Raw genomic sequence first — 20527 nt, forward strand, 5'->3', positions numbered from 1 at the left:
TACAAAAGGAGATCCCGGCTCGAGGGCCGGGATGACAACAAAAAACGGACTGCCCATATATAATTGAAGGGCAATCCGCTTTTAAATACTCGGTCCGCGACTCGAACGCGGAGCTACTCCTTAGGAGGGAGTCGTTTTATCCTGTTAAACTAACCAAGCAGCTACTTGGCAACGCCAAAGCGGGCGAAAATATAGTAAAAAACAAGCTTACCGTCTAGAATGACCGCTCATCATAGCCAAAAGCTTGTCGGCGATTTCACCCCAGTGGTCCAGGGCAACCTTTGCAATTGCCGGGTCGTACATGAGGCCGATGTTCTTTTCGATTTCATTTCGGCAGAAATCAAGGGACATGGCGTCACGGTAACAACGACGGCTAGTCATGGCGTCAATGGAGTCCGCAATGGCAATCACGCGGGCGCCCAGGGGGATTTCGTCGCCGGCAACACCTTCCGGATAGCCGCGGCCATCGTAGCGTTCATGATGATGAAGCACAATCTGCACCATTTCCTGGGTGTAGTTGGACTGCATCAAGATACGGGCGCCTATCACCGGATGCTGCTTGATCACGGCAAATTCCTCATCAGTCAGCTTGGAGGGCTTGCCGAGAATTGCATCGCTAACGCCCACCTTGCCAATATCATGAAGGATGGCCGCATCAGAAATCAACTGCTGGGTAGCTTCAGACAAACCTAGGTATTTAGCAAGCATTTCAGAAAGTTCCTGCACACGGTCGGAATGGTGAGCCGTGTAGGCATCCTTGGCTTCCTCAATGGAAATCAGGCAGGAGACAAGTTCCCTCAGGTTCTTGTTATCGCTGGTTTCGCGGCTTCTGTGGGAAGAAACCTTGTCGCGATACATGTTCAAGTCAGCCTCAAGTTTCCAGTCGCTAATGGACTTGCGAAGGCCGGTATCGTTCTTGAGAAAACTTTCACCCACGGCCATGGAGAGCCTGTACAAGGCGTTCTTATTGTATTCTTCCACGGCTCTGTCCAAACCGCAGCGGAGCTTGTAAACCTGGTCGCGGTTGGATTTTGCCAAAACCACAAATTCGTCACCGCCAATACGGAAGCACTTGCCCACTTCGCCGAAGGCTGCAGAAATAGCATTACCTGCAGCCACGATCAGGGCGTCGCCAGCCAAATGGCCAAAGGTATCGTTGGTGTACTTCAGGCCGTTCACATCGATCATCACCATGACCCAGTCGGAATTACCATCTTCCAGGCGGCTAATGCGTCTCAGGTATTCATCGAAGGCCAAGCGGTTTTCCAAGCCGGTAAGGGTATCTGTAGTAGCGAGGTTCTGTAGCTGCTTGTTATAGACTTCAAGCTTGCTGTTGATTTCTTCAAGTTCAAAAGAGGTTTCGCGAATGAAGGTGGCCATTCGTGCAGCCAGAGGGAGCTTGGATTGCCTCTTGCTCTGAGTATCATGAACATTTTCTTCGACACGCCCCTCTCCTTCACGCATGGCGGCAATGACCAAGGTGATATTGTGCTGGTTCAGATGACTCTTTTCACGAATAAATTCACCATGAGAGAAAAAGCCGGTACTTTCAGAAACACCCTTCAACGGCAAAAGTTCGTAAGTCGGTTCGTAGGCCGACCAGAAAGCCTTACGGGCGGCACAGGAGAAAATATGCAAGACATCGGGTTTGAAAGCCTTGATTCGTTCACCTTCCTGGCGGATGGATTCCACAATGGTCTGAGGCTCGCCATAGGAAAGTCGTACGATGGATTCAACCTCTATGTCGGAGGACATCGTCAGAGATCCATCGGGATTACTGGCTGCAGGGGCTCGTACAATCTGGGTTCCGTTATGCTCATAAAGCATGGGGAAATCCAGGGCGTTGTAAAAGAAATTCTCGTCGTTATTGATGTTCAGGTACTTGTGGTAAATATCGTAAGCGGGAACACCGCCCAGTTCGTACAAAATATTGCCAGAGGCCTTGGTCACGTGGAAATTTCTGCCGATAGGTTTCCAACCGCTAATCTTCGTGGACTCCACGAAAAATTCCTCACCACCGTAGAACATGATGATAAGGCCATTGTGGTTAAATCCACCAACCGAAGAAAACACGCAGGAATTGGAACTTGTAATATCGGGGGAACATACGATGCCACCAAACATCTGGATATCCGGACGGAGGCCATCCATGCCATCGCAGAACAAAGTCGTCGAAAAGTCATTGATGGTGTAATGCATTTCGATGGCCTTCACCCAGGGATTACTTTCGGCATCAGCCACGATGCTTTGGGTAATGCGTTCCACCGACGTTGTTTTCAGGTCGTACTGGTAAATCTTGAACTTGGAAGAGGACTTTTCGAAAATGGTGGCCGTCACGGAAATTTCCGGGGACAGTTCACAATCCTGGATATTTCCCGCAGTGGAGTTTCCGACCCAGGGTACTCCCGGGAATTCCTGCTCAATGGAAGTCCACACGGACTTCAGCAGTTCCTGGTCAATAATGGCAGTGTGGATATGAAAAAAAAGAGCGCCGACACCGTTGGTGTCATACCATTTCTTGAACTCAGACAGTTCTTTTTTAAAACTTGACGGATCGCTAAAAGCGAATACTCTTTTTTTCATTCATTTACCTCGTTGGAGAAAAACAGAGTGCTGTCCTCCCCAACAGGAGCCGTCCGCCTTTCACTACAAAATTCTTACAACTAATATATATTGAAATTCTCCAAAATTCTGTTTTTTTCAAATTTTATAGTTCATCTTGGAATAAGACTTTTCTAGATTTGCCATCATATGAAGAACTTTTACGTTACTACCCCGATTTACTATGTGAATGATGCGCCGCATATCGGTCATTCCTACACCACCGTTCTTGCAGACATTCTTACCCGCTTCCACAAGATTCTTGGCTACCAGACCTACTTTTTGACCGGTACCGACGAACACGGCCAGAAGGTGCAGCGCGCAGCCGCCAAGCGCGGTGTGGATCCGCAGCAGCATGTGGACGAATACTACCATCACTTCGAAGACTTGTGGAAGAAGATGGGCATCTGCAACGACTTCTTTATCCGCACCACCTATCCCGAACACAAGGCTTACGTTCAGGAATGCCTCCAGAAGCTTTGGGACAAGGGCGAAATCTACTCCAAGGAATACGAAGGCTGGTATTCCGTTGGCGAAGAACGTTTCTTTGGCGAAGACGAACTGGACGAAAACAAGTGCGACCCCATTAGCCACCGCCCGGTGGAATGGCTGAAGGAAAAGAACTACTTCTTCAAGATGAGCAAGTACCAGCAGCAGCTCATCGACCACTTGAACAACAACCCGGACTGGATTGTTCCCGACTACCGTCGTAACGAAATCCTGGGCTTCCTGCGCCAGCCGCTTAACGACCTTTGCATCAGCCGCCCGAAGGCACGCCTCAGCTGGGGCATTCCCCTGCCTTTCGACGGCGACTACGTGACTTACGTGTGGTTCGACGCCTTGCTCAACTACGTGAGCGCCTCCACCGCCTTCCACAAGACTTTTGCCGATGGCACTCCCATTTGGCCCGCTACCTACCACCTGATCGGTAAGGACATCCTCACCACTCATAGCGTGTACTGGCCCACCATGCTCATGGCCCTGGACATTCCTCTGCCCAAGCACATTCTGGCTCACGGCTGGTGGCTCGTTAACGGCGGCGAAAAGATGAGTAAGTCTGCCGGTAACGTGGTCAAGCCCATGGACTACATGGAAAAGTACGGCGACGACGCCTTCCGCTACTACCTCGCTCGCGAAATGGTGGTTGGCCAGGACGCAAACTTCACCCACGATTCCTTTGTCCGTCGCATTAACGCTGACTTGGCAAACGACCTGGGTAACGTTCTGAACCGCGTTCATAAGCTGGTTCTCACCAACTTCGAAGGCAAGCTCCCCGCAGCCGTGGTCATGGATGACGCCGCCAACGACGTGATGAACCTCGCCAAGAAGGTCATCGAAGACATTAAGCAGGACCTGCCCCAGGCTCGCCTCTCCCAGTCCATCGAAAACATCATGAGCCTGGTCCGTAGCATCAACCGCTACTTCGAAATCAAGGCTCCCTGGAAGCTGGCCAAGGACCCGGCTCTCAAGAATGAACTGGCTACCGTTCTTTATGTGGCCGCAGAAGCCGTACGCCTCAGCCTTTGCATGCTGTGGCCGGTGATCCCCACCAAGGCTGAAGAAGGACTCAAGATGCTGGGCACCAAGTTCGAAAGTGCAGAAGATCTCGTCTGGGGTCTCATGAAGGGTGGCGAAGCTTTCGGCGAAGGTAAGCCCCTGTTCCCCCGCATCGACGAAGAAGTGAAGCCTCAGCAGCAGCAACAGCAGGCCAAGCCCAAGCAGAACAAGCCCCTGACCGCAGCTGACGTCCCTGCCGCTATGGACCTCCGCGCCGCAAAGATTGTTGAAGTGGCAGACCACCCGGATGCAACTTCCCTCTACGTCCTCAAGGTGGACGCTGGCGAAGGCGAACTGCGCACTGTTTGCTCCGGCCTGAAAGCTAGCTACGAAGCTTCCGAACTTCAGGATCGCATGATTCTTTTGTTCGCAAACCTGAAGCCCGCACCCCTTCGCGGTATCATGAGCGCAGGCATGCTCTTCGCAGGCGACCTGGAAGCCGAATCCCACAAGTGCCGCCTGGTGGCAGTACCGGAAGGTGCAAAGCCCGGTGACCGCGCTCTGTTCAAGGGTATCGAACCTTCTGAACCGCGCGAGCTGAAGCTGAAGGATTTCGACAAGATCGCTCTCTCCGTAAAGAACGGCGAAGTGTTCTGCACTGCAGGCGAAGGCGCAGCAGCCGTCGCTCTGGAAATCGGCGGCAAGGCCGTGACCTGCGACGTTCCGGAAGGCAACGGAGTTCATTAACCCCTTATAATGTCATCCCGGCGAAGGCCGGGATCTCCTTTATAAAAGACCGTTCGTAACATCTAGATAAAAAAAGCCCTCGACTTTTCGAAAGACGAGAGCTTTTTTTATTCCCAAAATAAAATCACGCCAAAGTCCAATTTAGGCTGGCACAGCATTTGCGATTGCTTCAAGAAGCCCACAAAGAAAACTTCCTGTTCCATTGGAATACTTTCCTCTACTGATATTGAGAACATCATAAATATTTAAAATTAACTGGATGAACATCAATGCGTAAGCAATATAGTACTGTCTAGGAGTACATAATCCATGCTGCGCCCCTTTTATCAAAGCAAATGGAAGACCTCCCATCAAGAAATGCAGCAGCCCCCAAAGTTTACTACAGATTAAAATATAAAAAAATCCAAAAAAACACGAAAAACGCCATTTTCTAAAAAAAGTCCTTTCCTGCAGGCAATAAGGGCTATACCCCATAAAAAAAATTATTTTATAGGCATGAGGTTCATTAAACAATCAAGTGTTTTGCTGATGATTCTAGCAGCATTCTGCTGGTCAGATGACCTCATCATGCCTCAGAACTTTTCCACCCATGCACTGGTGGCAAAACAGATTGCACCGGGGACATCCAGAATCATCGACTTTTCCACAGGCAGCGGCGGATGTGATTCCTGCAACGTTTCTGGAAAGACCGAATCCAATCATTACACTGATGACAAAATCAGCGGAATGTTGTTCCGCCTGGATGTAAGCCTCTTCACCTTAACCTGGCCCAAGACAGAAAACACCGAAGGCGGCTACAATTACAAGGGCAACACCTTCGGCGGCGGCATCTTTTTGAACGCCCACTACTCAATTTTGCTAGAAGCGGGCTTAACGCCCACCTTTGTCCAGTGGGTCGGCCCCTTCTACGTCGCAGCCTCATACGAATTATCACTGGGCAAGTACTTCGGCAAGCCCTATGATGCAATCACTTCTTTAAAACTTAGTACCGATTTTATGCTCACTGGCGCATTGAACGTCGGTGGCGGCGCCATGCTGTTCATGAACAACCACGGCATGGGTTTCGGTATGCACGGCGGTTTGCGCCAGATGCACTTCGTCAGATCTAATTACGAAATCTACACCGGAACGGACTACCGCACAGGAGAAAAGATCAACCCCAAGGAGCAAAAAGGATTCCACACCCAGGACTGGGCGATTTACTACGGATTTGATTTCACCGGCTATACAAACCTTCCGTTCCTCAAGGAAACCAACAGCAAGGGACATGGCGGCTACACCGTATCCATTGAATCCGGAATCCAGCTAGAAGACAGGCCCTTCTACTTCTGGGCATTAACATGGAGCTTTTATATATGAGAAAACTCCACGTTATTGCATTTTTGGTTGTTGCAATTCTGCTCTCGGGATGCAGTTCCATTATGCGTCCGCCTCCGGCAGCAGCCTACATGGACAGCTACAAAAGGGATGATGCCGTTAGAAGCGTTGGCTTCACGTACTACGCAGGCAATCTGGACAACGGATGGCACGACTCTCATAAATCTGAAGAATACCACATTTCCCATTCGGAATGGTGGGGCGACGGAACTTTCGCAAACTACATTAGCGGAGGCTACTTCACCTTTGGATGGGGACTTCAGAGCTTGACGCCATTTCTGCAATCAGGCTTTGTATCACCGTACTTCGGCTTGACTTCCTGGAGCAACTTCTTCCCCATATACAATTTTTATCCCGATAGCGAAACGGAAGGCGGATCCTCCTCACTGTTCCACTATTCCGGCGGGGCTATGGCCATCCAGCAGATTCCTTTAAACGACAATTGGAAGATTGGCATTACAGAACACGTGGCAAGAAACGGTCGCGAAACCTACTATGTCGATGATGCTTCTTGCGAATTTTTCTGCATCGACTTTCCGAGGCCTCGACCCAAGTTCTATACGGAGATTGGCGGCGGCATCTATTTTTCTCGAAAATTTGAAAATTCCAAAATGTCATTTGAATTCCGCTATGGCCGTGACGTCGATGAAAACAGGAACCGCTTTGCAGCCACCATCAGTGTCTGGGGATTCTCAAGTGCCATTGGCGTTGGCGGCAACGATCATATGCGCAAGATGGCAAATGAGAACAAAGAAAAACAAGAGAATACGAAATTTGCAGTGCCGCCTAAACCAGGCATTCAGTCGGACGCAGGCAAAAATCACATAGAGAGCGTATCCGACAGCAGTCTCGGCATCAAGAACATTGACTACAGGTGGTTCAGAATCAAGGATTCCACCAAGGTCACCGCATTCCTTTACAAGATTAAGGAAGCTGTAGATGACACTGTAAAGGCAGTACCGTCCAACGGAATCTGCTACGACAAAACCACAGATGAAGTTCTCCTGAGGCAAAAAGAGGATTCTTCTGTCGTAAAGCTTCCTCTTGCAGACATTGATTACTGCGACGAAGCGAAAATGAGGGGCTTCCTGGGAACCTCCTTGCTGGAAGGCGCCCTAATGTTCCTACCTGGTGGACTTTTAACAGGAAGTGCAACAGGGGGACTCATCGTCAGTGCCGTAACCGCCCTAGGTTTCTACACCGCCCTTAAGATTTTCAACCCTCAGGTGCCAAAGGTCAATGGCGACATTTGCGGCGAGACTCATTCCACGGAACTCGCCCGAGAATGGTTCAAGCAATATCCCTGTTCCGGTGAACCTGCTGTTGAAGGAAACGCGGAGGGCAAGAATGCTCCATAAACTTTTGCCGCATTTCTGCATTTGCGTCTTTCTTTTTGTGAGCGCCTTCCTTTTATCAGCATGCCTAGATGAAGGGGTCTCCCCACGTCCCATCCGTGGCGACGCAAAGTATGACATTGAAGAAAGTTCCTCCAGCGTAAAATCAAGTTCCTCTTTGGCAAGCTCCAGTTCGCCATTGGATATGTCGATGAGTTCTTCGTTGGCAATTCCCCAGCCTTCAGAGCCGCGTTACATACTAGATTTCATTTCCGACGGATATAGATTCTACAACATAACCAATGTCCCCAATTTCAACTCCGGTATGACTACGGATACAACTAAATTCACACGCAGTCTCATCATGATCGAAAACGAGAACACGCCTTGTGGCCATTATGTAAAAGACTGCGTGGATACCCTAGGCGTTTGTTACGGCAACGATGAGGAGAACTGTGTAAAATTCGGCAGACTCTACACCTGGACCGAAGCCATGGCACTCCCTGACTCCTGCGACTCCGTCTATTGTGATCCGTTGGTCAATGCCAGCAAAGCCCAAGGAATTTGTCCGCATGGATTTCACATCATGGAAACCTGGGAATGGGGGCCTTTAAAAATGATGAATACACGTATAGGAGATTCTGGTTTTGGAGCCAACCTGAAATCAGCAACAATGTGGAATGGAGACGATAATCTTGGCTTCAACGCTCTTCCTGGAGGCTACGCCGACGAAAAAGGAGAATTTTTCGGACTTGGTGAAGAAACCTACTTCTGGCTTTCCAAAAATATTGATACAGGTTACGGAACCGACGACGAAACCCAAATGCACGTCGTTCAGCTCACCACGGAATCAAACGACTTGATACGCCATCGTGGTTTCACCTTGCCTAAAAAAGCACGCGCCTACGTCCGCTGCGTAAAGAACCTATAAGATTTTTATCATGAACCTTACACAAGTCCATCACATCGCCATCATCAGCAGCAATTACGAAAAAACCAAGCATTTTTACGTGGACCTTCTGGGATTTAAAATCATCCGCGAGAATTACCGCGCAGAACGTGGGGATTACAAGATCGACTTGCAGCTGGACGGCATGGAGCTGGAGCTGTTCATCATTCCAGGAAGGCCGCCCCGCCCCAGCTACCCCGAGGCAAACGGCCTTCGTCACCTAGCGTTCCGCGTAGAATCTGTGGATGCAACTGTCGCAGAGCTGAACGCCTTAGGAATCGCAACGGAACCTGTCCGCGTTGACGATTATACCGGCAAGAAGATGACCTTTTTCAGCGATCCCGACGGATTACCGCTGGAAATACACGAATAAAAGCACTTTTATTACAACTTACAATATAAAACACCCGCAAAACAATTCAATTTTTCCCATTTTTTCCAAATCAAAATTCTTTTTAACAAAGTAAATACTACATTACGAGTATGAAATGGAGAACTTTATGTCTGTCAACAACATAAAAGATATCCGGAGACTCGCCTACATCGAGAATACAATCATCGCGGCCCTTGTCGTTGTGATGATGGGTATTTATTATGCCATCGGGGCAATGTTCCTGGTCTACTACTCCATTTTTGTTGCAATCGTCTACCTCGTACACTACTTTTTTATCCGAAGGTTCAAGTTCATTCCGGTCACATGGTCCACCTACACCATGCTGACCTTGTACATGTCCATTTGCACGGTGTACCTCGGATTCGACTACGGGTTCTTCCTGTACTCCATGTCCACCATCCCGCTGATTTACTACATCAAGTACTTGACCACTAAGTTTGGCGGAAAAGACCCCAAGCCAAACTTCTGGGCAATTTTCATCACTCTTTGCTGCGTTCTTTCTTCTCTGTATTCCATTAAGTATGGACCGGTTTATCCGACCGAGCAGGCTCCGGCCATGCTTTTCCTTGGTCTGAACCTGGCCAGCGTATGCTTCTTCTTGATAACCTTCTCTCAACTAACTATCAAGATTATCCTGGGAAACGAAGAGAAGCTCAAGAGACAAGCGGACTACGACGCACTTACCGGACTGGCAAACCGTTACCACATGATGACTTGCCTTGAAAAAATCGTGGAAGAAAGCAAGGAATCCAGCCAGCTCTGGGTCGCCATGATAGATGTGGATGACTTCAAGCAGATCAACGACAAGTATGGCCACGCCACCGGAGACCGGGTCCTTGGGCGTCTCAGTTCCATCATGAAAAAGCTTTGCGCCAACTGTACCATAAGCCGTTGGGGTGGCGAAGAATTCCTTATCTGCGGAAAGGCCGACATCGTTTCTCCCCGCATTTTGGAAGATTTGGTCAAGCAGGTCGGCGAAGCAACCGTCTCCGCCCAGAACGAAAAAGTCCATTTCACCATTTCCGCTGGCGTTGCAACATACGTTCCTGGCCAGGATATCGACGCCTGGATTATCAACGCCGACAAGATGCTTTACAAGGTAAAGAACAGCGGCAAGAACAACGTGGCGTTCTAAAAATTCTATCTTTGCGTCCATGACACAAGTTACGGACAACCTTGACAAAACCGCAGCAAAATCTGCCGATAACGAATTCGATATCGGTGAAAAGCGCGACCCTTTCTCTCCCCTCGTCGTAATCGCCGGCCTTATGGTGGCCTGCTACCTCACGTCCAACGTGATGGCGGTAAAATTATTGTCAGTCTGCGGTATCACCATCTTTGATGCAGGTACCATCACATTCCCCCTGGCCTACATGCTGGGCGATGTGCTCACAGAAATCTGGGGTTTCAAAACCGCCCGCAAGATCATTTGGCTCACCTTCTTCTGCCAAGTTTTCATGGCGGTTTTCACTTTCGTAGGAACAACCCTTCCCTACCCGGACTTTACCGAGGAAACCGCCAGCGCCTACGCTACCATTTTCAGCTTTGTCCCCCGCATTACCGTAGCCTCCCTGGTGGCATTCCTGCTGGGTGAATTGACCAACTCCTGGACCATGGTGAAAATCCGCGAAAAAACCGGCCGCAAGCTGCTCTGGGTCCGCACCATCGGTTCCTCCGTCTTTGGTTACATCGTCGACACCTCCATTTTCGTTCTGATTGCCTTTGCAGGAACCGTCCCCGTCAAGGACCTGACCACCATGATTGTGGTGCAGTTCCCTGGCAAGCTTGTCATTGAAGCCATTTGCGCCACCCCCATCGCCTACGCTTTGATCAACCATCTGCGTAAAAAGTTCGAGGCTCGCTAATGATCAACACTACCCTCTGCTACATCGAACAAGACGACAAGTACCTTCTCCTCCACCGCGTCAAGAAAAAGAATGACATCAATAAGGACAAGTGGATCGGTATCGGCGGCAAGTTCGAGGAATGGGAATCTCCCGAGGATTGCATCAAGCGCGAAGCCCTGGAAGAAACGGGACTCACCCTCATCAAGCCCAAGTACCGCGGCATCGTCACCTTCATTAGCGATGGCATGGACCAGACGGAGTTCATGCACCTGTTCACCGCCACGGAATGGACCGGCGAAATCAAGGAATGTGACGAAGGAAATCTTGAATGGGTCCCGAAGGCCGACGTTGCAAAACTCCCCCACTGGGACGGCGACCTGATTTTCTTGGCCTTGCTGGAACGTGGCGAACCCTTCTTTAGCCTGAAGCTCACCTACAAGGGCAGCACTCTTACCGAGGCTCTCCTGAACGAAGAGCCGGTCCATTGGCAGGACTTTGTCTAGCTTTTCAAAAAAGTGGGCCTAAAAGTTCCATTTCACCCCTAAATTGATTTTTTATAAAAAAAAGACGACTTTTTCATCAAGAAAAAGTCGCTTTTTCGTTTTTGCAAAACGTATCTTATAAGTACTCCAAACCAACCTCCTGCTTGGTCCTCATCGAAACCAAGCAAAACCCCAAGGCTTGTCAGGCTCCAAACTGGCAAGCTTTTTTATTTTGAGATACTAAAAGTTACCATTTGGCTAAAGCGTTGGTGATGATGAGATCCTGGAGTTTTTCGATGGCGCGGGCCTGGCCATGACGGTCTTCAGTTTCGTTGGCCTGCACGTCATAAACGCCTTCAGCAGACAAGGACTTGGATTCGTAAATAATACGTTCCTTCACATTGTCGTAGAACTTCACGCTAACACGGATAGTTACGCGATAAGTTTCCACATCGCTGTTACTGTTATAGTTTTCCGGCTTATTGGAATAACTCAGCAGTACAATTTCAAAATCGGAATTTGCTTCACCGTTCACAATACGGACACCACCCGCATTCTTCTTGAACATGTCCACAACGCCAGTCCTTATGTCATTGGCAAGCACCGGATCCATGGTCTTGTCATCGACTTCATGGATATTGACGGTTCTAATATGGCTAGGCAAGGTACTGGCGGTAAAGCTGTAACAGCCAGACAAGGCGCACACAACCAATGCCAACAAGGCGGTCCATAAAACTTGTGATGTTCTCAACGATTTCAGCATACCTAAATACTAGAAAATTTAAAACTAGATGATTAATGTTTATATTGTGAACATAACAATAAAAGGTTTGTATGGGAAAGTTTTTCGTTTTCGCTGGCGCTATCGCCGCACTCGCCATTAATGCTCAGGCCATCACCAAGGTAGCCTGCGTCGGCAACAGCATTACCGAAGGCTACGGCATCTGGGACAAGAAAAAATACCCAGAGCACCTACAAGATATGCTGGGCAGCGACTACAAAGTGGAAAACTTCGGTCATTCTAGCCAGATGTTCCACAAGGCATCTAGTCAATCCTACTGGAACTCGCCTAAATTCAATGCCGCCTACGAATTCGCGCCAGATATTGTGGTCATTGAACTGGGAACAAACGACAGTAAATATTTTTACGATGGTCAAGGAAGTTCTTCCGGCTACAACTACATGTACAATCCCAGCTACAAGGATGAAATGTACAAGGACTACGAAGCCCTTATAGATACTTTCGCGCACCAGCCGCAAGCCCCAAGAATTATCGCCACTTTACAACCCTACGCACAAAATGTTGAATGGGGAATTGTCGATACGGCAATCGTTAACCAAATCAATCCATTGATCAAGGAAGTGGCCACCAAGAAAGGTGTTGCCATCATAGACTTGCATTCTCAATTTAACAAGTTGGAATGGTTGCTAGACGATGTGGTCCACCCTAATGAAACAGGAGCCAAGGAACTGGCCCAGATTATCGCCAACGGAATTCAGGGCAAGTCCGAAGCTATCACAAGTTCAAGTTCCAGCGATACTCCTATCGAATCCAGTTCCTCCAGCGAACCTTCTGTTGAATCATCATCTGGAACAGAAACTTTGGTAAAAGCACACATTGCCTCAGCAAAAATTTCAACCCAGGGAACAAACATCTTTATAGAAAACTACTCTGGAGAGATTACCGTTCTTGACCTTAACGGGAATATCGTCAATCGAACAAATTCCTTTGGCGCTACACAAATCAAGGCCAAACATTTCGGAACCTACATCATCAAAACGGGAAATGCATCTCACAAGGTTTTGATTAAATAAATCCCAAATCTTCAAAAAAGAAAGTCCATGGCAACACGCCATGGACTTCGTTTCTTAACACCCAAAAAATCCTATCTATTTAACAGAGAAGATTCTGTTGACAGAGCCGTTCTTGACAACGTACAAGCCCCTGTTCAGCTTCATTGAATTCAGCTGAGCCTGAACAGCATTCAAGCCCGAGCACTTCAACTTAGTCACAAAAGCACCCTTCATATCGTAAACGCTGAAGGTACTTTCTGTAGACTGCATCAAGGCACCCACAGCAATGCTCAAGGTGGGATCCTTCTTGTCCTCGATCTTGTCGATCTTGGTCAGCACCACATTGTCGATGAAGACGCTACCTGTAGCCAGGCCAGCATTAAAGGAAATACGGCCATTATCATCGGTGGGTTCGGTCATGGTGAATTGTATTTCGTAGGACTTCTTTTCAGTACTCAAGTCAAAGGTCTTTGCTTCGCCAAGGTAACTGGTCCAGGGATCGGTATCCTTTTCCAGATTCACTTCAAGAGTTCTGGCAACAGAACCGTATGCATCAAAGCTAAGCTTATAGCTTTGGCCCTTTTCGTAGTGCATACCCTTCTGGATCATTTGAACATCATAGGCATTGGTGCCTGTTTTTGCCACATTGATTTCGGCAGTACCGTTGGTATGCTTCAAGGAACCGTCGCCACTATGCACCGTCAAGGCCCAACCGGCAAGTTTCAAGGAATCAGAGAAAGTTCCATTGAAAACCGTATCTCTGTCGGAAGGAACAACAATCGGTTCAGCAACACCGTCCAAAGAATAGTTCTTCACAAAGTTCCAGATGTCGGAAACTTCGTTCTGGGAAGGCATGTGACCACGGCCTTCCAACTTCAGGTGCTTCACATAGACACCACCATCGCAGGGACCCCAAGTATAAAGGGTAGCCTTGTCGCCGGTGTGAGGATAGTTATTCTGGACTTCAGCCTGGGAAGGACAATTAAACTGTTTGCGATAGCTGCCCAAGTTGTTTTCAAGGCCGCTATAACCCACCACATCGTCGCCAGTTCCATGGACATGGAAAATAGGAACCGGACGCATGGCAACGCCAGCGCCACCCATCAAGTAACCAGAGCAGGGAGCAAAGGCGGCAATCCTATCGGCAATCTTGCTCATGGCGTGGTAAGAGAACATACCGCCCATGGAGAAGCCGGAAAGATAGACTCGCTTGGTATCGATTTTATAATCCTTGGCAAGCTGATCAATAATTTCAGTAACCCACTTGGTATCCTTATCACCGCTGATATCCCAAGTGCTAAAACCCGTACCGCCCCTAAGGTAAGCAACAACAAATCCAGCCGTATCGGCCACAGTTTCCCAATGAGTATTCTGCTGCTGATAATTAGGGTCCTGATCCATGCCATGCAAGGAAAGAAGCAACGGACTGTTATCGGCCACGCCAGAGGGAGCATACACATGCACATCTCTGCCCGAAACAGACACCTTCTTAAAATCGTTGATGGATTTTCCGCCGCCACCACCCCATTGGGCGAACGACATTGTTGCTGCCGCTAAAAGCAGTAAAGTTTTTTTCATTGTTCAACACTCCTAAGGGAATCCCGTCCCTACATATGTAATACGTGTAAAATAATTTATATCCAGGAGGTAGATTTTACTGCATGGCGAACCGATTTTGTGATGTAAAGGTTTACAACACACCGATTTTACATAAACACAACAGTGTCGCCGTCACTTTTCATTGTTCTATTTCCTATATTTAAGCCCGTAAATTTTATTTCATCAGAGGCATAAAATGCTTGACATTAAGAAAATCCGCGAAAATCCGGAATACTATATTGCTGAAACCGAAAAGAAGTATACGACCGTGAGCCTGCGCGATGTTCTCGCCATCGACGAAGAACGCCGCCCCCTCCTCACCGAAGTGGAACGCCTCAAGAGCGAACGTAACGCTCAGTCCAAGCTCATCGGTGAATTGAAGAAGAAGGGCGAAAACGCAGACGCCGCACAGGCCGCCACCCGCGAACTGGGCAACAAGATCGACGAAATGGACAAGAAGCTGAAGGATCTGGAATTCAAGCAGACCGAAATGCTCATGCACGTCCCCAACATCGCTCCTCGCTCCATCGAAGGTAAGGACTCCAGCGACAACAAGGTGGAAAAAGACGGTCCGATTCCTTTCGACTACTACACCAAGAACGATGACTTCGCCCGCGTCGACCACAAGACCCTCGGCGAACGTCTTGGCATCTTTGACTTTGAACGTGGCGCAAAGATCTCCGGTTCCGGCTTTCCGGTCTACCGCGGTCTCGGCTCTCGCCTGGAACGCGCCCTCATCCAGTTCTTCCTGGACGAACACCAGAAGGCTGGCTTCGAAGAATTCACTCCGCCGTACCTCGTTACCCGCAACACCATGCGCGGCACCGGTCAGCTCCCGAAGTTCGAAGAAGACATGTACCGTTGCGACAAGGATGACGACCTGTTCCTCATCCCCACTGCAGAAGTTCCTCTAACCAACCTCTACTCTGGCGAAGTCATTCCGGAATCCGAACTGCCGAAGCGCATCTGTGCTTACTCCGCTTGCTTCCGTCGCGAAGCTGGTTCCTACGGTAAGGACACCCGCGGTCTTCTCCGCCTCCACCAGTTCAACAAGGTTGAAATGGTTTATTTCGCACATCCGGAACACTCCTACGAAGATCACGAAGAACTGACCCGCTTTGGCGAAATGCTTCTCGAAAAGCTCGGCCTCCCCTACCACCGCCTCGCACTCTGCAAGGGCGACCTCGGCTTTGGTGCAGCAAAGTGCTACGACTTGGAAGTCTACGCTCCGGTGGAAAAGAAGTGGCTTGAAGTTTCTTCCTGCTCCAACTTCGAAGACTACCAGGCACGTCGTGCAAACATCAAGACCAAGATCAACGGCAAGAACACCTTCATCCACACCTTGAACGGTTCTGGCCTTGCTACTCCTCGCGTGATGGTTGGCATTTGCGACAACTACCAGCAGAAGGACGGTTCTCTCTTGATTCCTGAAGTTCTGCGTCCGTACATGGGCGGTCTCGAAAAGATCGAACCCAAGCGTTAATTAAAGTAAACTAAAGTTTCTTTAATTTTATTTACAAACTAAGCACCTGGCTCAAAATAAGCCAGGTGCTTGTTGTTTTACAAACAAATTTTTTCACTTAATTTTTTTTACCAAAATAGAAACTATGAAATTCATCACTCCTTTCTATATTTAAGGGCGGAAATCCTAACCACATCTTTAAAAGGAGTTATCATGAACTTCAAGATTATCACCCTCGTTTCTGCATTGGCCTTCACTGCAGCAGTTGCTCAGGATGACGAAGACGATTACGAAGACGAAGAAGAAGAAACCACTGAAGAAGTTGCCGAATCTAAGAAAGATTCCTCTCCTGCCCCGGTTGTTCCGGAAATGAAGGAAGCTCCCAAGGCAGAAGCCAAGGGTCTTGACGTTCTCCACGGCAATGCATACAACCTGGTCGGTAACGAAGGTGGTGCAGCTACTATCGGTAGCAACATGGCTTCTCTTTACAAGATGGCTGGCAGCAACCTTATCTACATCGAACCGTCTGGCGAACAGGGCGTCTTGGCATTGACCATGGGTGGCATCACCTTCTTTGGCGGCCTCAGCAATAGCAATGTCCAAGATTCCGACGTCGGTATCCTTACTGTCGGCGCTTCTCTCGGTGCCATGGGTTTTGGCCTTGATTTCGGTATCGACAAGAACTGGCATTCCGAAGAAACCAACAACAACGAATCTAGCACTTCCACTTATGGCGCTGGCGACATCATGGCTCTGAAATTCGGCATGAACTTTGGTGCACTCGACTTGGCAGCCAACCTCTTCTGGGTCAACTTTGCTGACGAAGAAGACACTGAAACTGCAGCTCAGGAAATCACCAACGACAGATGGGATCTCGGCCTTAGCGTAACCGTTTCCAACTCTCCTGTGGCAAAGAACATCTTCTGGTCTGCCGGTTTGGGCATCATGAAGCGTGTCAACACCACTGAAACTGAAGCTGGCAACAACAACACCGAAGTTACTCACGAAGACGATCATCTCTTGATTCAGCCCAACTTCAACGTGGCCTTCCCGATTTTCTCTAACGAAAATTCTCAGGTCCTTGCTGGTTTGAACACCCGTCTTCCGTTGCGTTTCTACGACGTGAACGACCGCTTCACCATGGAACTGTACACTAGCCCCAACGTTCTCGCTGAAATCGTACTCAACGAAAACTGGATCCTCTCTGCTGGCGCAACCTATGATTGGTGCGTATTCGGTCATAGTGGTGCAGAACAGGGTAACACCGACATTTCTGACAACTACATGAAGACCAGCCGCACCATGGCAAATGCCGGTGTCCGCTTCAACTACAAGAACCTCATTGTGGAAGCTACCGTTGCCGACGCTCTGGGCTCTTCTGCTTGGGCAGGTCTTGTTGGTCAGCTCGGTTTGTTCCTTACCTTCTAATAAGGAATTTTCCTAAAAGCATTGAAGGTGGACGAAAGTCCACCTTTTTTTATTCGAAGAATAACTAACTTTAAGATGATCTGATAAAGGAGTGAACATGAATCTTAAATTGATGTCCGTTGCCGCCAGCATCGTTCTTTCTGCAGCCGCAGCACAGGAATCATCTGAAGTGGCAGCAGCACCGGCTGAAGCAACAGCAGTTACAGAAGAATCCGCAGACAGCACAACAGTGGCTCCGGCCCCTGCAGCGGAAACACCCCTTTTGAAAGAAGAGCCAGCAACCGTAGCAACAGCAGAAGAAACTTCTCCTAATACTGAGCCACCTTCTGAAACTATGGCTGACGCAACCTCCGACACCTCCAAGGCAAACTTTGATGTTCTCCGTGGTCGCGCATACAATACCGTCCGCAACCAGGCTGCAGCATCCACCATTGCCGATCACGTGGCAAGAGCATACAGCAACACGAACCTCCCGAACGAAAACATCGTCAAGCCCCACGAAATGTTCGGTCGCAAGCTTGTGTATTTGGAACCGACTCTGGAATACGCCACCCTCGCTTTCGGCGACAAGAACACTTACTTCCTCAACTTCCAAAATACATCTGGTCTCGGAACAATTACCGCAGGTTACGCAACCGCAGCCTTCGGTATTGAAGTTTACGCCTCCATCGGCAAGACCTGGACTTTGAGTGATGCTCCCGACACAGACTACAGCGAATCTCGAGTAACCGCCGGCGACGACATCGGTGCAGTATACTCTATGCCCCTCGGAAACCTCGACCTTACAATTTCCTTGGACTGGTACACCACCTCCAACGAAGTTTCCACTACAGAAGAAAATCCCATCATCGATACCGAAAACGAACAGGATTACTGGGACATCACTTTGAAGGCTGCGGTTACCAACGCCCCGGCCAAGGAAAAGAAGTTCTCCTGGGCAGCAGGCCTTGCCTTCCTTCGTCATAACCGTACAGAAACAGTCGTCAGCGGCGACGAAGTAACAGAACGTGCAACCCTCGACTCCCGTTTTGAAATCGACCCGTTCTTCAATATCGGCTACCAAGTTCTCAAGGCAAACAACGCTCGCGTTTTCCTGGGTTTGAACACCGTTGTTCCTGCCGCTATTTACGACGACATTCAAAACAAGAACAATTACGTTCGTAAGGACCATCTCAGCGTAGGCGTCTTCACTTCTCCGAACATTCTCGCAGAATTGTCCCTGAGCGACAACTGGATGATTTTTGGTGGAGCAAACTACACTTGGAACGTTTTCTCTACCGAATACTTGTATGAAACAGAAGCAGACATCAATACCTTCGGCATGAGAACCAACCAGGTCGTTGTCAACGCAGGAGCCCGTTTCCAGTACAAGAATTTTGCAATCGAAGCTGCAATCAACGATTCCTTCTTCAACAATCCTCTTGAAGGTTTCGGCAACAGCCAGTTCCTCGCCTCTTTCGGTGGCTTCATCCATTTCTAAGGTCGGCATAACATGAAAAAGATCATTCTCGCAGCTATTTCCGCAATCGCACTTTCTGCCTTCATTGCCTGCAGCGCCGACTCCTTGGCAGCAGCAGATTCCACTTACACAGAAGGCCCCACCGGCGTTGTGTCTAACGAAAAATCCAAGGCACCTGCAACTACAAAGAACAAAAAATCCAGCAGCAGCACCGCCAAATCCTCCAGTTCTTCTGCAAAGTCCAGTTCCTCGGCAAAGTAGACCATGGTTCTCAACATTATCTGGCTAGTTTTCTTCTTTGGCGCATTCATCGCCTGCATGGTCCAATGGCTTGCATTTGGCGATAGCGGCATTTTCAACAAGGCAATCCTTGGTGCATTCGACATGTCCAAGACAGCCTTTGAAATCGCCCTTGGCCTTACCGGCATTCTGAGCCTTTGGCTGGGCATTTTGAAAATTGGCGAAAAGGCCGGTGCCGTGCAGATCCTTGCAAAACTGGTTCAGCCTCTCTTCAGCCGCCTCTTCCCGGAAATTCCCAAGGGCCATCCGGTTGTAGGAACCATGCTCATGAACATCAGCGCCAACATGCTTGGCCTGGATAATGCTGCAACGCCCATGGGACTCAAGGCAATGAAGGAACTCCAGGACTTGAACCCCAACGAAGATAAGTCCGTGGCCAGCGATTCCCAGATCATGTTCCTGGTGCTGAATGCCAGCGGTCTCACCTTGATTCCCGTAAGCATCATGACTTACCGTGCCCAGATGGGTGCAGCCAATCCCAGCGACGTTTTCCTCCCCTTACTGCTTTCCACATTCTTTAGCACTATCGCAGGCATCGTTGCCCTCAGTTTTTTCCAGAAGGTAAAGCTGAAGGATCCCATTACCGTCGCCTGGTTGGGCGGTCTTTCCGCTTGCGTTATTTCCATCATGGTTTACTTCAGCCACCTGACTGCAGAAGCCATCGGCACCACCAGTCTTTTGATTAGTGGTCTTGCCCTGTTCGGTGTTATCGTTGCATTCCTGGGCCTCGCCTGCTATCGCAAGGTTCAAGCCTACGAAGCATTTGTAGAAGGAGCCAAGGACGGATTCCATACCGCAGTGATGATCATCCCGAACCTGGTCGCCATTCTCGTTGGTGTCGCCGTATTCCGAGCCAGTGGAGCTATGGATCTTTTGATGAACGGTATTTCCTGGCTGCTGGGCGTATTCGGCATTGGAAACGACGTTGTACCCGCCCTCCCCACCGCCATCATGAAACCGCTCAGCGGTAGTGGTGCCCGCGGCATGATGATCGACGCCATGAAGACCCTTGGCCCCGACAGTTTCGCCGGCCGTTTGAGTTGCATGTTCCAAGGCGCCGCCGACACCACCTTCTACATCATCGCCGTGTACTTCGGTTCCGTAGGCGTCAAGAAGACCCGTCACGCAGTCACCTGCGCCCTCATCGCCGATGCCGTTGGCGTCATTGCCGCCATCGCCATCGCCTACATATTCTTCCCGCCGGTTTAGTAGAACTAAAATTCACAATAAAAAACACCTCGTAAATCGAGGTGTTTT

18 protein-coding genes and 1 tRNA gene are annotated in these 20527 nt (G+C 49.2%); 14 read left to right on the forward strand and 5 right to left on the reverse strand.

The window, feature by feature from the left end; genetic code table 11:
* Positions 1–86 precede the first annotated feature (86 nt).
* Positions 87–159, reverse strand: a tRNA-Arg gene (locus MJZ25_04875).
* A 48-nt stretch (positions 160–207) separates the two neighbouring features.
* Positions 208–2583 carry a diguanylate cyclase gene (locus MJZ25_04880; protein MCQ2123502.1) on the reverse strand — a complete coding sequence of 792 codons (2376 nt, stop codon included), beginning with the start codon at positions 2581–2583 and terminating at the stop codon, positions 208–210.
* Between the two features lie 168 nt (positions 2584–2751).
* Here MJZ25_04880 and metG point away from each other — a divergent pair, with 168 nt between their 5' ends.
* Positions 2752–4845 carry a methionine--tRNA ligase gene (metG, locus tag MJZ25_04885; protein ID MCQ2123503.1) on the forward strand — a complete coding sequence of 698 codons (2094 nt, stop codon included), beginning with the start codon at positions 2752–2754 and terminating at the stop codon, positions 4843–4845.
* Positions 4846–4986: 141 nt separating this feature from the next.
* On the opposite strand, the gene MJZ25_04890 is transcribed toward metG, so the two are convergent.
* Positions 4987–5319 (reverse strand): hypothetical protein, encoded by a 333-nt coding sequence (locus tag MJZ25_04890; GenBank protein ID MCQ2123504.1) that lies wholly within the window; start codon positions 5317–5319, stop codon positions 4987–4989.
* Positions 5320–5340: 21 nt separating this feature from the next.
* Between MJZ25_04890 and MJZ25_04895 the strand changes: the two genes are divergently transcribed.
* The 7 genes from MJZ25_04895 (at position 5341) to MJZ25_04925 (ending at position 11249) form a co-directional block, all read left to right on the forward strand.
* A complete protein-coding gene (locus MJZ25_04895) occupies positions 5341–6204 on the forward strand; it encodes a hypothetical protein (protein MCQ2123505.1) in 864 nt (287 codons plus the stop codon).
* Positions 6201–7580, forward strand: coding sequence for a hypothetical protein (locus tag MJZ25_04900; protein ID MCQ2123506.1), 1380 nt, complete (start codon positions 6201–6203; stop codon positions 7578–7580). Before MJZ25_04895 ends, MJZ25_04900 begins: the two co-directional genes overlap by 4 nt.
* Positions 7570–8487: a hypothetical protein gene (locus MJZ25_04905; protein MCQ2123507.1), complete on the forward strand. Its 918-nt coding sequence runs from the start codon at positions 7570–7572 to the stop codon at positions 8485–8487. Before MJZ25_04900 ends, MJZ25_04905 begins: the two co-directional genes overlap by 11 nt.
* A gap of 10 nt (positions 8488–8497) precedes the next feature.
* Complete coding sequence (locus tag MJZ25_04910) at positions 8498–8878, forward strand: VOC family protein (protein ID MCQ2123508.1); 381 nt, start codon at positions 8498–8500, stop codon at positions 8876–8878.
* A gap of 127 nt (positions 8879–9005) precedes the next feature.
* Positions 9006–10034 (forward strand): GGDEF domain-containing protein, encoded by a 1029-nt coding sequence (locus tag MJZ25_04915; protein MCQ2123509.1) that lies wholly within the window; start codon positions 9006–9008, stop codon positions 10032–10034.
* A gap of 19 nt (positions 10035–10053) precedes the next feature.
* On the forward strand, positions 10054–10764 hold the full coding sequence (locus MJZ25_04920; protein ID MCQ2123510.1) for a queuosine precursor transporter: 711 nt from the start codon (positions 10054–10056) through the stop codon (positions 10762–10764).
* Positions 10764–11249, forward strand: a complete 486-nt coding sequence (locus MJZ25_04925) for an 8-oxo-dGTP diphosphatase (protein MCQ2123511.1) — start codon at positions 10764–10766, stop codon at positions 11247–11249. The genes MJZ25_04920 and MJZ25_04925 overlap by 1 nt, the downstream gene beginning before the upstream one ends.
* 226 nt (positions 11250–11475) lie before the next feature.
* Here the strand turns inward: MJZ25_04925 and lptE are convergent, their stop codons facing one another.
* On the reverse strand, positions 11476–11991 hold the full coding sequence (gene lptE / locus MJZ25_04930; GenBank protein ID MCQ2123512.1) for an LPS assembly lipoprotein LptE: 516 nt from the start codon (positions 11989–11991) through the stop codon (positions 11476–11478).
* Between the two features lie 71 nt (positions 11992–12062).
* Here lptE and MJZ25_04935 point away from each other — a divergent pair, with 71 nt between their 5' ends.
* A complete protein-coding gene (locus MJZ25_04935) occupies positions 12063–13043 on the forward strand; it encodes a GDSL-type esterase/lipase family protein (protein ID MCQ2123513.1) in 981 nt (326 codons plus the stop codon).
* A gap of 75 nt (positions 13044–13118) precedes the next feature.
* Here MJZ25_04935 and MJZ25_04940 read toward each other — a convergent pair whose 3' ends face one another.
* The gene (locus MJZ25_04940; GenBank protein ID MCQ2123514.1) at positions 13119–14600 is read right to left on the reverse strand and encodes a carbohydrate binding domain-containing protein; all 1482 of its coding nucleotides are present in this window, start codon (positions 14598–14600) and stop codon (positions 13119–13121) included.
* Positions 14601–14817: 217 nt separating this feature from the next.
* Between MJZ25_04940 and serS the strand changes: the two genes are divergently transcribed.
* The 5 genes from serS to MJZ25_04965 all read left to right on the forward strand — a co-directional run bounded on the left by serS (position 14818) and on the right by MJZ25_04965 (position 20479).
* Entirely contained in the window at positions 14818–16104 is a 1287-nt protein-coding gene (gene serS, locus MJZ25_04945) for a serine--tRNA ligase (protein ID MCQ2123515.1), read from the forward strand.
* A 192-nt stretch (positions 16105–16296) separates the two neighbouring features.
* On the forward strand, positions 16297–17511 hold the full coding sequence (locus tag MJZ25_04950) for a hypothetical protein (GenBank protein ID MCQ2123516.1): 1215 nt from the start codon (positions 16297–16299) through the stop codon (positions 17509–17511).
* Between the two features lie 97 nt (positions 17512–17608).
* On the forward strand, positions 17609–18991 hold the full coding sequence (locus MJZ25_04955) for a hypothetical protein (protein MCQ2123517.1): 1383 nt from the start codon (positions 17609–17611) through the stop codon (positions 18989–18991).
* A gap of 12 nt (positions 18992–19003) precedes the next feature.
* On the forward strand, positions 19004–19231 hold the full coding sequence (locus MJZ25_04960) for a hypothetical protein (GenBank protein ID MCQ2123518.1): 228 nt from the start codon (positions 19004–19006) through the stop codon (positions 19229–19231).
* A gap of 3 nt (positions 19232–19234) precedes the next feature.
* Positions 19235–20479, forward strand: a complete 1245-nt coding sequence (locus MJZ25_04965) for a hypothetical protein (protein ID MCQ2123519.1) — start codon at positions 19235–19237, stop codon at positions 20477–20479.
* The last annotated feature ends 48 nt before the right edge of the window (positions 20480–20527 follow it).

Origin of the sequence: Fibrobacter sp. (assembly GCA_024399065.1) — a bacterium.
Classification (GTDB): Bacteria; Fibrobacterota; Fibrobacteria; order Fibrobacterales; family Fibrobacteraceae; genus Fibrobacter.